Here is a 12,737-nt window from a genome sequence, read left to right as displayed (position 1 = left end):
ACGTTACACGCCGCTTTCGGGTAGAAAATAATAGCCCCTGCTTTTCAGGGGAGTAGGACTTCGTTGCGTTGCTCTTCACTTCGTCACCCTGCCGCTACGTTACACTCCGCTTTCGGGTAGAAAATAATAGCCCCTGCTTTTCAGGGGAGTAGGACTTCGTTGCGTTGCTCTTCACTTCGTCACCCTGCCGCTACGTTACACTCCGCTTTCGGGTAGAAAATAATAGCCCCTGCTTTTCAGGGGCTATTATTTTTGCTATGATTGAGGAGCATGTTTATGTAGAAAGAATAGTCCTATGAGGAGGATTTTTAGTATGGCATTAGTATCTATGAAAGAGATGTTAATTAAAGCAAAAGCAGAAGGTTATGCTGTTGGTCAATTCAACATTAATAACCTTGAATGGACTCAAGCAATTTTACAAGCAGCTGAAGAAGAAAAATCTCCAGTGATTCTTGGTGTTTCTGAAGGTGCAGGTAAATATATGGGCGGATTTATTTCTGTTGTTCATATGGTAAAAGGTTTAATGGAATCTTACGGTACTACCGTTCCTGTAGCAATTCACCTTGACCATGGTTCTAGCTTTGCAAAATGTAAAGAAGCAATTGATGCAGGCTTTACTTCCGTGATGATTGATGCATCACATCACCCATTTGAGGAAAATGTGAAAATTACTTCAGAAGTAGTAGAATACGCACATGCTAAAGGCGTTTCTGTGGAAGCAGAATTAGGAACTGTTGGTGGAGATGAAGATGGCGTAATCGGTGGTATTATTTACGCTGATCCAGAAGAATGTCGCAAAATGGTTGAACTAACTGACATTGACTGCTTAGCGCCAGCACTTGGCTCTGTACACGGTCCTTACAAAGGAGAGCCAAACTTAGGCTTTAAAGAAATGGAGGAAATCTCTAAATTGGCAGACCTTCCACTTGTTTTACATGGTGGTACAGGTATCCCAACAAAAGATATCCAACGTTCTATTTCATTAGGTACGGCTAAAATCAACGTCAATACTGAAAATCAAATTGAAGCAACAAAAGTAATTCGTGAAATTCTTGACAACGACAAAGTTGTTTACGACCCTCGTAAATTCCTTGGTCCTGCACGTGAAGCCATCAAAGCTACGGTTATTGGTAAAATTCGTGAATTTGGAAGTGCACAAAAAGCATAATTTTTGCATTTAATATGTTACAAAAGCATAGATAAATACACATAATAAGAGAAGTGTTGATGCTTTCAATCGACCTTCTCTTGTTTTTGAAATAAAGAAATTTTGGAAAATATTTAATAATATAAGAAAAATGATCAGGAGGAAATAATAATATGAAGTTTTTCATTGATACAGCAAACTTTGAAGAGATTAAAGAGGCACATGCATGGGGTATTTTATCAGGAGTGACAACAAACCCATCGTTAGTGGCTAAAGAAGAGAATGTTTCTTTCCATGATCGTCTTCGCGAAATCGCTGAGCTTGTTGATGGCTCTGTAAGTGGGGAAGTTATTGCACTTGATGCAGAAGGAATGATTAAAGAAGGTTTGGAGTTAGCTGCTATTGCGCCAAACATCACAGTAAAGCTACCAATGACACCAGCTGGATTAGAGGCATGTCGTTTCTTTGCAAACAAAGGTATTAAAACAAACGTGACATTAATTTTTAGTGCTAACCAAGCATTAATGGCTGCGCGTGCAGGTGCTACATACGTATCACCATTTATCGGCCGTTTAGATGACATTGGTCAAAATGGTGTTGAGTTAATTGAAACAATTGCAGATATTTTTACAATCCATAATATCGATACACAAATTATCGCTGCCTCTGTCCGTCACCCTCAACACGTTACAGCAGCAGCTTTAGCAGGGGCACATATTTCAACTACTCCGTTTAAAGTATTAAAACAGCTTTTCCACCATCCATTAACTGAAAAAGGAATTGAAGGATTTTTAGCGGATTGGAATAAGAGAAAAGGCGAATAATAAGATTATAAAGTGTGCAAATTGCAAAAATACTACTTTCCAATCATGAGGGAGAACGCAAAATGGATGTTTATAAAATTACTGGCGAAAATCGTCTACAAGGTACAATTAAAGTTAGTGGTGCAAAAAATAGTGCAGTCGCCTTAATTCCTGCATCAATTTTGGCGAACTCTCCAGTGACTATTGGAGGGATACCCGAAATTTCAGATGCTTGGACGTTAAAGGCTCTATTAGAGGAAATTGGTGGGGAAGTTTCATTTGAGAATGGGAAAATGACAATCGATCCAACAGAGATGATTGCATTGCCCTTACCAAACGGTAACGTTAAAAAGTTACGTGCTTCTTATTATTTAATGGGTGCTATGCTTGGACGTTTCAAAAAAGCAGTTATTGGTTTACCTGGAGGTTGTTTTTTAGGACCTCGACCTATTGATCAACATATAAAGGGCTTTGAGGCTTTAGGAGCTAAAATTACGAATGAACATGGAGCCATTTATTTACGTGCAGATGAGTTAATTGGGGCAAAAATTTATTTAGATGTAGCAAGTGTTGGGGCTACTATTAATATCATGCTTGCTGCTGTCCTTGCTAAGGGACGTACTGTCATTGAAAATGCTGCAAAAGAACCTGAGATAATTGATGTTGCGACACTTCTAACAAATATGGGTGCCAATATTAAAGGTGCAGGTACAAGTGTCATTCGTATCGAAGGCGTAGAAGAGCTACATGGTACTGAACATACGATTATACCTGACCGCATTGAGGCCTCCACATTTTTAATTATGGCTGCAGCAGTTGGTGATGGTATAACGATCGATAACGTTATTCCACTGCATTTAGAAGCAATTATTGCCAAGCTTCGTGAAATGGGTGTAAAATTTGAGATTGGTGAAGAAAGTATTTATGTGCCAAAAACAGACCTCTCAACATTACAGGCAGTGGATGTCAAAACATTGGTATACCCTGGATTCCCAACGGATATTCAACAACCACTTGCCGTGTTAATGTCGCAAGCCTTTGGTTCCTCAAAAGTAACAGATACTATTTACACAGCTCGTTTCAAGCATATTGATGAGCTTCGTCGTATGAATGCAGATGCTCGTGTAGAAGGAAACACAGCAATTATTAAAGGGCCAAGTAGATTACATGGCTCAACTGTAACAGCTACAGATCTTCGTGCTGGAGCAGCTTTAGTGTTAGCTGGACTCTTAGCAGAAGGAGAAACTGAGATTCAGGATATCTATCATATCGAACGTGGTTATAGCTCACTTATTGAGAAATTACGTGATTTAGGCGCTGATATTCGACGTGAAACAATTGTGGCACGTGTAGCTGAGACAAAGGAATAATGAGAGCTAAAAGTTTTCAACCAATTATGTTACAATAGAGGTAATTTGAATGTTTTGGCACGAAAAGGTGCCCATAACGGGAGGCAAAGCAACAATGGAACGTAGTTTATCGATGGAAGTAGTACGAGTAACAGAAGCAGCAGCAATCGCATCCGGGAAATGGATGGGGCGCGGTTTGAAAATTGAGGCAGACGATGCAGCAACAACAGCGATGCGCAAAATGTTCGATACAATTCCAATGCATGCTACAGTAGTAATTGGTGAAGGCGAAATGGATGAAGCACCAATGCTTTATATTGGTGAAGAACTTGGTTTACGAAATGGTGGTCCTAAAGTAGATATTGCGGTGGATCCTTTAGAAGGTACAAATATTGTAGCAAAAGGTACAAATGGTGCTATGACAGTTCTTGCTATTGCAGATAAAGGGAATCTGTTAAATGCACCAGATATGTACATGGAGAAAATTGCTGTAGGACCAGAAGCAGCGGGCAAAGTGGATATCAATGCTTCGGTCACTTATAACTTATTACAAGTAGCAAAAGCGAAAAATAAAGATATTTCGGATGTTGTAGCTACTCTTTTAGATCGACCACGTCACCAAGCGATTGTTGATGAAATTCGTGAGGCTGGTGCACGTATTAAATTTATCCAAGATGGCGATGTTGGTGCTGCAATCAATACGGCCTTTGATGAAACAGGTATTGATATTATGTTTGGAACAGGCGGTGCACCTGAGGGTGTTATTGCGGCAGTAGCTTTAAAATGTCTTGGTGGTGACTTCCAAGCAAAACTAGTACCAGAAGATGAAGAGCAATTAGAACGCTGCACAAAAATGGGTGTGGATGTTGAAAAAGTACTTTATTTAGATGACCTAGTAAAAGGTGACGATGCTATTTTTGCAGCGACAGCTGTAACAGATTGCGAGCTTTTAAAGGGTGTTCAATATAAAGGTGCTTATGCCTTAACTCATTCAGTAGTTATGCGTGCTAAATCTGGTACGGTTCGCTTTGTTGAAGGCCGTCACGCTCTTGAGAAAAAACCTAGATATTAATGTTATTTTCTTCTAAAATATACCTAGTACATCTATTGTGCTAGGTACCTTCTTCTTTAAATAACCATCCCATATTATTAAGGCAATGTTTAGTTATATGGTGGAAAGTATTCCAATAGATATTATTAAAGGCAACCATATAATCGTTGGCAGAGCCAAGCGTAAACTTCAATGATAACCCCATTAAATTGAATTATATTTTGAAAAAGACTGGAGTTGTGCATATGTCTGCATTGACAATCGCTCAATTAGAAAACATGACGTTAAAAGAGCTTTACGCCCTTGCACGCCAATATAAAATTTCTTATTATAGCAAGCTAACGAAAAAAGAATTGATATTTGCTATTTTGAAAACGCGTTCAGAGCAAGAGGGCTATTTCTTTATGGAAGGCGTACTAGAAATTGTTTCGCAAGAGGGCTTCGGCTTCCTTCGACCAATCAACTACTCACCAAGTAAAGAGGATATTTATATTTCTGCATCCCAAATCCGTCGCTTTGATTTGCGTAATGGGGACAAGGTTTCAGGAAAGGTTCGTCCACCGAAGGAAAATGAGCGCTATTATGGCCTATTACAAGTAGATGCTGTCAACGGCGAAGATCCTGAAGTAGCGAAAGAACGAGTTCATTTCCCAGCACTAACACCTTTATATCCAAATCGACAAATTAAACTAGAAACAACACAACGCAATTTATCCACACGTATAATGGATTTAGTTGCACCAGTAGGCTTTGGACAACGTGGATTAATTGTAGCTCCGCCAAAGGCAGGGAAAACGTCTTTACTAAAAGAGATTGCAAACGCTATTACAACCAATCATCCACAAGCAGAGTTAATTGTCCTACTGATTGATGAACGACCTGAGGAAGTGACGGATATTGAACGTTCTGTCAATGCAGATGTTGTCAGCTCAACATTTGATGAAGTACCGGAGAACCACGTCAAAGTGGCTGAAATAGTATTAGAACGTGCGCGACGTTTAGTGGAACATAAGCGTGATGTAATTATTTTAATGGACTCCATTACACGTTTAGCTCGTGCTTATAACTTAGTGATTCCACCGAGTGGACGTACACTTTCTGGTGGTATTGATCCTGCTGCGTTCCATAGACCAAAACGTTTCTTTGGTTCAGCTCGTAATATTGAAGAAGGCGGTAGTTTAACAATTTTAGCGACAGCTTTAATAGATACAGGATCTCGTATGGATGAAGTTATCTATGAAGAATTTAAGGGAACAGGGAACTTAGAGCTTCATCTTGATCGTCAGTTAGCAGAACGCCGTATATTCCCTGCACTTGACATTCGTCGTTCGGGTACACGTAAAGAAGAGCTTCTTCTAGAGCCAGAACAACTTGAAAAGCTATGGGCGATTCGTAAAACATTCTCTGATGCACCTGATTTTGCAGAGCGCTTCCTGAAAAAAATACGTACAACAAAATCAAATGAAGAATTTTTTGAAAAGCTAAATGAAGATATGAAAAAAGCAACAAAGGGTAAGGGACTTTTATAAATGGCATCACCATTGACAAACAAATTGTCAATGGTGATTTTTTTGTATATGTTTATTTTATAAATGTGTATTGAAATTGATAATCATTATCAATATAATGATAAGTAAATATGTGTTCTGAAGGAGACGAAGATGAATTTTGATGCCTATATGCTTCTTTGGCAAAATGCATTTATCCAGTTGAAGCAAATCGATTACATAAATAAATCAGACATTCATGTGTCAAAGGTTTTAACATATAGCTCGTTTCTTATTGTCACAGCAGGCGGTGCACAGATTGTCATTGATGATCAATCTTATCATGTGCAGCGCTTCAGTATTTTTCATATCGGAAAATCTCAATGTCTTCACATTAGGGGACAGCAAAGTGTTAGCTATTTTCTCATTAGCTATAAGGGAGATGTCATGTACAAAGATGCCTTTATACAGCATTTGCACATGCACTATCAACCATTTCAAACACATTTCTCTTGTGTACCCGCAAATCCGATAGTCATTCACAGCATCCTTCAAGATATGTATAGCAAATGGCAATCTGGCTCTATACAGGAGCATTTATCTGTAAGGGCGTCCTTCTTTGAAATTATCTATCATGTCTTTCGAGAATTAGCGGAAGGACAAGGGAAACCACATGAAATTGATAAGGCGGAAGCCGCACGATTATTTATAAAGCAACACATTCATCAACCACTGTCTATCCAGACATTAGCAGATATGCTTCAGGTTAGTACACGGCATTTATTACGCATCTTTAAAGCCCGCTATGAAGTAGGTCCACAAATATATTTACAACAATTGAGAATAGAGCAGGCTAAGCAGTATTTATTAACCAATCAATATGGCATAAAAGAAATTGCCATATCTCTTGGATTTGAAGATGAATATTATTTTAGTCGTGCTTTTAAAAAAGCAACAAATCTGGCTCCAAGTAGCTTTAGGCTGAAATATGCATCTAATATGTCCGAAATTGCCATTACAAATGAGAATCATTTTCAATACAATAATAATCAGCTCGCGCAAGCAAAACGATTTGAGAATGGAGAAAATGAAATCATGATGAAGAGGATGATTCACCATATAAAGCTTCCTTTTTTATTAAGCCTGTTCGTTTTACTAACAGCGTGTAATGAAGAGACAAGCCAATCTAAGATTGATGAACCAACATCGCCCGAGAAGGCAGAGAATAGAACCGTAACAGATGATAGTGGACGCGAAGTAGAAATTCCAATGAAGGCAGAGAGAGTCGTAACTGATTGGTATCTGGGACAAATTTTAGCGTTAGATGTTGTACCAGTCGGAGGCGTAACGGCTAACCTTGATTATGCTGCTTTCTTAAAGCAACACTATAAGGATGGAGAAATTACGAATATTGGTACAGATGGTAAGGTGTCATTAGAAAAAGTTTTAGCGTTAAAGCCAGATTTGATTATTACTTGGAATGTAGAAGATGTAGCAAAGTATGAAAAAATTGCCCCAACAATTGTTTTCGCTGAAGATGCCCATCAATCAGCGACTGAGGAGATTAAGGCAATGGGGAATTACTTAGGAAGACAAGCAGAGGCTGAGGCTTTTACAAAAGAATTTGAAGATGGGATCGCCAAAGCTAAAGAAAAAATCATGGATGTGATTCCAAAGGGATCTACATTTACTATTTATGAAATGTTTGAAAAAAATGCAACGATTATAGGGAAATCTAGTGTTTCGGGCGGTAGAGCACTCTATCAAATTTTAGACATGAAGCCTCAAGAAAAGGTGCAGGAACTGTTTGAGACAAAGGAAGGAAATAATGGACGCTATGATATTTCCTATGAGGTAGTAGGTGACTATGTAGGTGACTATAACTTCATGGTTAATTTCTTTAACAAAGAAGGCCAGTTGCCAGCAACATGGACAAACTTAGATGTCGTTAAAAATAATCAAGTATTAGAGCTTCCATCTGAATATTATTTTGCCTCTGACCCACTCTCTGGCTTACACCAAGCTGAAGAACTAGCTGACAAAATAGTTAAATTTACAAAGGCTCATCAACAATAACTGAGATAACAGGAAGAGCTATTGTTGATAGCTCATTTATAGATACGTAAAACGAGATCACAATAGGAGGCTACACCATGTTATTACGGCGATTTTTTTCATATTATAAGCCCTATAAAGGTTTATTTATTTTAGATTTTAGCTGTGCCATATTAGTGGCATTAATAGAGCTTGCGTTTCCGATTGTTTTAAATAAAGTAATTGATGATATTCTGCCAGATGGGGAATTAAAGTGGATTATTATGGCAAGCTTATTGCTGTTTGCATTATATATTTTTAACTCCATTCTACATTTTATCGTTTCGTATTGGGGACATATGCTGGGCATTAATATTGAAACAGATATGAGAAAAGAATCCTTTAGTCATGTGCAAAAGTTATCCTTTCGGTATTTTGATAACAACAAAACAGGGCATCTTGTTTCTCGTTTAACAAATGATTTGATGGATATTGGTGAACTTGCTCACCACGGTCCAGAGGATATCTTTATTGCAGCTATGACGATTATTGGAACATTTGGTGTCATGTACTATATTGATCCAACCTTTACGATTCTTATTTTCTTACTTGTACCGATTATCTTAATCTTAACCATTATTTTCGGAAAATTAATGTCCAAGGCATTCCGTCAAATGTTTGGAGATATCGCAGATTTCAATGCGCGTGTTGAAAACAATGTAAGTGGTATTCGTGTTGTACAAGCTTTTACAAATGAAGATCATGAAATTAAACGCTTTAAAGTAAATAATGAAAGATTCCGTATGACAAAGCTTTTTTCCTATAAAGTAATGGCTTGGAATGAAGCAATTTCAGGCATACTCACGAAGGTATTATCACTCTTTACTTTATTTGTTGGGGCTTATTTTGTATTAAATGGGCATTTAACAAATGGTGATTTTATCGCATTTATTTTACTTTCAGGTATTCTCTTAGGACCAATTAACAAAATCAATATGTTTATAGAAAGCTATCCAAAGGGCATGGCAGGATTTAGGCGCTATATTGAATTCCTCGAAACGGAGCCCGAAATTGCGGACCGTCCAGAAGCGAAAACAATCGATGAAATTGATGGTGAAATTACTTTTTCTAATGTATCGTTTGGCTACGCTGCCAATAATCGTGCCTTACATCAAATTAATTTAAAGGTACGTCCTGGTGAAACGGTTGCCTTAGTAGGACCTTCTGGTGCAGGGAAATCTACGATCTGTAGCCTATTGCCACGTTTTTATGAGGTGAATGAGGGTTCCATTAAGATTGATAGTGTTGATATACGAGACTTTAAACTGCAATCTTTACGTTCGCATATCGGGATTGTCCAGCAAGATGTCTTTTTATTCGATGGTACCATTCGTGAAAACATAGCCTATGGTGATTTAAATGCCAGTGAAGAAGATATTTGGTATGCCGCACAACGAGCACAATTGACGGATGTAATCAATGCTTTACCAGAGGGGATGGATACACTCATTGGTGAACGTGGTGTCAAATTATCAGGCGGACAAAAACAAAGATTATCAATTGCACGTATTTTCTTAAAAAATCCAAAAATCTTAATACTAGATGAAGCAACATCTGCATTGGATACAGAAACAGAACAAGCTATCCAGCAAGCCTTAAACGAGCTTTCTATCGGTCGTACTACATTAGTGATTGCCCACCGTTTAGCAACGATTAAGGATGCAGACAGAATTGTTGTGGTATCGAAAAAGGGCATTATTGAAGAAGGCACACATGAGCAACTAATGGAACGCCAAAATGCTTACTATGGCTTGTATACAGCCCAATTTGGTTTACAAATGTAAAAGTAATAGCATTCTCAAAAATGAAAGGAAGTTAAAAATGTCAGTACTAGAAATAGATCATGTTGCGATTGGTTATTCCTCAGCGCTCATCGTCAATGATTTAAGTGTGGAGATTCCGAAAGGCCAGATCTCCACGATTATTGGTCCTAATGGTTGTGGCAAGTCTACTTTATTAAAGGCTGTTGCACGTGTATTACGCACACAAGATGGAGCTGTCTATTTAGATGGCAAAGCTATACATCAATTAAAAACAAAAGAAGTGGCCAAAAGAATGGCTATTTTACCTCAAACAGCAACAGCACCAGGAGGATTAACGGTTTTTGAACTGGTTTCCTATGGTCGTTTTCCTCATCAAGTAGGGTTTGGTACATTGCAAAAGGAAGACTATGAATATATCCATTGGGCTATTGATGTTACGGGGCTAAGAGAATTTAGTGATCGACCAATCGAAGCATTATCAGGTGGGCAGCGTCAGAGAGTATGGATAGCTATGGCATTGGCGCAAGGCACGGATATTTTAGTACTGGATGAACCAACAACTTATTTAGATTTAGCACATCAGCTCGATATTTTATTGTTGCTACAAAAACTAAATAAGGAAGAAGGACGAACAATTATCATGGTTTTACATGATTTAAATCATGCATCACGGTTCTCTCATTTTATGATGGCCATGAGAGACGGCAATTTAATGGTGAATGGTAGTCCAAAAGAAGTGATGACAAAAGAAAATTTACAAAGGGTATTTAATATCGATGCAGAAATGGCTGTATGTCCCTATAGTGAAAATCCAATCTGCCTATCTTATCAGTTGTACGATATGAAAAAATAAAAGCTAGTTGGAAGTTATGAGGAGGAAATAAAATGACTACGTCGACAGGAGTAGGAGAGCTCCACGATTTAGAAGAGCTACAGAAGCGATCTCATCCGATCCGTGGAGTAGTGGCTTTAATCGTAGGAGTAATTGGATTAATAGTTGCCATTGGCTTATCAATTTCTTTTGGTGCAGCAGATATTTCATTGGGTACTGTTTGGACCGCAGTTACCCATTTTTCACCAGAATTAACAACACATCAAATTATCCATGATATTCGCTTACCACGGGTACTTGGAGCAGCGTTAGTCGGTGCAAGCTTCGCGGTAGCGGGTGCGATTATGCAGGGGATGACACGTAACCCTTTAGCTGACTCAGGGTTATTAGGCTTGAACTCAGGAGCTGCCTTTATGTTAGCCGTATGTTTTGCCTTTTTCCCTGGGCTACCCTATATGTATTTAATTTTATGGTCCTTTGTAGGTGCAGGTCTTGGTGTGGCCATCGTTTATGGTATTGGCTCGCTTTCTAAAGGTGGTTTAACACCTATGCGACTAGTTTTAGCAGGAGCTGCTGTTAGTGCATTACTTGGAGCGCTCGGAGAAGGGATTGCTCTTTATTTTCGTATCGGACAAGACCTCGCATTTTGGTATGCGGGTGGGGTTTCGGGCACAAAATGGAGCCATCTACAAATCTTATCTCCATGGATACTTGTTGCAATGATAGGAGCTCTTATCCTATCGCGTTCCATCACCGTACTGAGCTTAGGTGAAGAAATTGCAGTCGGGCTAGGGCAACGTACTGCTGTGGTTAAAGTATGGGGAATGATCATTGTTTTAGTTTTAGCAGGTGCAGCAGTTTCTGTTGTCGGTGCGGTTGGTTTTGTAGGATTAATTATCCCTCATTTAACCAGATACATAGTTGGTCATGATTATCGCTGGATCATCATTTGTTCCTTGGTATATGGAGCATTGCTTGTTGTGTTAGCTGATTTAGTAGCACGTGTTATTAATCCACCTTATGAAACACCCATTGGTGCGCTCATAGCCTTTATTGGAGTACCATTCTTCCTTTATTTAGCTCGAAAAGGAGGGAAAGAACTATGAGTAACAGCTATTTAACACCAAGTCAGCTGAAGGCGAAAAGGAAAAATTTTTCCATCCTTGCTACGCTCATTGTGTTAATCGTTATTACCTTTGTCATAAGTATGAATACAGGTGTCATTAAACTGACACCATTAGAGGTTCTTCGGACTCTTTTTGGTCAAGGTGACGCACAACAGCAGCTTATCTTATATGAATTCAGACTTCCTAGAATTGTGATTGCTGTATTAGTAGGTATGGGTTTAGCTATATCAGGCGCTATTTTACAGGGTATTTCTAAAAATGCCTTAGCAGACCCAGGAATCCTAGGGATTAATGCGGGAGCCGGTCTAGCCGTTATGCTCTATGTGTCATTTTTTCCAACTACGAAAGCAGCACCTGTTTATTTACTGCCGATACTGGCTTTTGTAGGAGCAGGTTTGACAGCTGTACTGATTTATTCACTTTCTTATCGACGCCATGAGGGGATTACACCAATGCGTTTAATTTTAACTGGGGTAGCTGTGGCAGCAGGGATTAGCTCGGCTATGATTGTGCTAACACTACGTCTATCACCAGAGAATTATCAATTTGTAGCAACATGGTTAGCAGGTAGCATTTGGGGCTCAAATTGGAGATTTGTTCTGTCGTTATTACCATGGTTAGTTATCTTATTGCCATTCGTCTATTCAAAATCACGTGTATTAAACATATTGAATTTAGGTGAATTAACAGCAGTAGGACTAGGTGCCTCGATTGAAAAAGAGCGACGCTGGTTGTTGGCTGCTGCTGTTGGTTTGGCTGGAGCTAGTGTTTCTGTAAGTGGTGGTATTGGTTTCGTAGGACTTGTTGCGCCACACTTAGCTCGACAGCTTGTTGGGGCCAAACACCAGTTTTTATTGCCAACTGCAGCATTATTAGGAGGATTTTTAGTGTTAATGGCTGATACAATTGGTCGTTCCATTTTAGAACCTTCAGAAATTCCAGCAGGGATTGTGGTAGCAGTTTTAGGAGCACCCTATTTCTTGTATTTACTAGCACGATTAAAAGAGTAAATAGCACTTTTTTCTTTGTGTGTAAATAGTATGGTCATGAGAGGAAAGAATAGACTGTTATTAGATTAATTCTT

General features: G+C 38.8%; 10 protein-coding genes. All 10 read left to right on the top strand.

Features of this window, described 5'->3' with window-relative positions; translation table 11 throughout:
• Positions 1 to 313: 313 nt before the first annotated feature.
• The 10 genes from JIN86_RS11875 (at position 314) to JIN86_RS11830 (ending at position 12,663) form a co-directional block, all read left to right on the top strand.
• Positions 314 to 1,168 carry a class II fructose-bisphosphate aldolase gene (locus tag JIN86_RS11875; RefSeq protein ID WP_004269446.1) on the top strand — a complete coding sequence of 285 codons (855 nt, stop codon included), beginning with the start codon at positions 314 to 316 and terminating at the stop codon, positions 1,166 to 1,168.
• Between the two features lie 152 nt (positions 1,169 to 1,320).
• Positions 1,321 to 1,971: a fructose-6-phosphate aldolase gene (gene fsa, locus JIN86_RS11870; RefSeq protein WP_004269447.1), complete on the top strand. Its 651-nt coding sequence runs from the start codon at positions 1,321 to 1,323 to the stop codon at positions 1,969 to 1,971.
• A gap of 62 nt (positions 1,972 to 2,033) precedes the next feature.
• The gene (locus JIN86_RS11865; RefSeq protein ID WP_004269448.1) at positions 2,034 to 3,320 is read left to right on the top strand and encodes a UDP-N-acetylglucosamine 1-carboxyvinyltransferase; all 1,287 of its coding nucleotides are present in this window, start codon (positions 2,034 to 2,036) and stop codon (positions 3,318 to 3,320) included.
• A 94-nt stretch (positions 3,321 to 3,414) separates the two neighbouring features.
• The gene (gene glpX, locus JIN86_RS11860; protein WP_004269449.1) at positions 3,415 to 4,371 is read left to right on the top strand and encodes a class II fructose-bisphosphatase; all 957 of its coding nucleotides are present in this window, start codon (positions 3,415 to 3,417) and stop codon (positions 4,369 to 4,371) included.
• Between the two features lie 224 nt (positions 4,372 to 4,595).
• Complete coding sequence (gene rho, locus JIN86_RS11855; RefSeq protein WP_004269450.1) at positions 4,596 to 5,879, top strand: transcription termination factor Rho; 1,284 nt, start codon at positions 4,596 to 4,598, stop codon at positions 5,877 to 5,879.
• 132 nt (positions 5,880 to 6,011) lie between these two features.
• Entirely contained in the window at positions 6,012 to 7,913 is a 1,902-nt protein-coding gene (locus JIN86_RS11850) for a helix-turn-helix domain-containing protein (protein ID WP_202342016.1), read from the top strand.
• Positions 7,914 to 7,990: 77 nt separating this feature from the next.
• Positions 7,991 to 9,715, top strand: coding sequence for an ABC transporter ATP-binding protein (locus JIN86_RS11845; protein WP_009371945.1), 1,725 nt, complete (start codon positions 7,991 to 7,993; stop codon positions 9,713 to 9,715).
• Positions 9,716 to 9,752: 37 nt separating this feature from the next.
• Entirely contained in the window at positions 9,753 to 10,547 is a 795-nt protein-coding gene (locus JIN86_RS11840; protein ID WP_004269453.1) for an ABC transporter ATP-binding protein, read from the top strand.
• Between the two features lie 32 nt (positions 10,548 to 10,579).
• Complete coding sequence (locus JIN86_RS11835; protein ID WP_004269454.1) at positions 10,580 to 11,632, top strand: FecCD family ABC transporter permease; 1,053 nt, start codon at positions 10,580 to 10,582, stop codon at positions 11,630 to 11,632.
• Positions 11,629 to 12,663, top strand: a complete 1,035-nt coding sequence (locus tag JIN86_RS11830) for a FecCD family ABC transporter permease (RefSeq protein WP_004269455.1) — start codon at positions 11,629 to 11,631, stop codon at positions 12,661 to 12,663. The genes JIN86_RS11835 and JIN86_RS11830 overlap by 4 nt, the downstream gene beginning before the upstream one ends.
• Positions 12,664 to 12,737 lie beyond the last annotated feature (74 nt).

This window comes from Lysinibacillus sp. HST-98 (genome assembly GCF_016757845.1).
In the GTDB taxonomy this organism is placed as follows: domain Bacteria; phylum Bacillota; class Bacilli; order Bacillales_A; family Planococcaceae; genus Lysinibacillus; species Lysinibacillus capsici.
The sequence above is the reverse complement of the archived record's forward strand: the minus strand, read 5'-3'. Positions and strand labels throughout refer to the sequence as shown.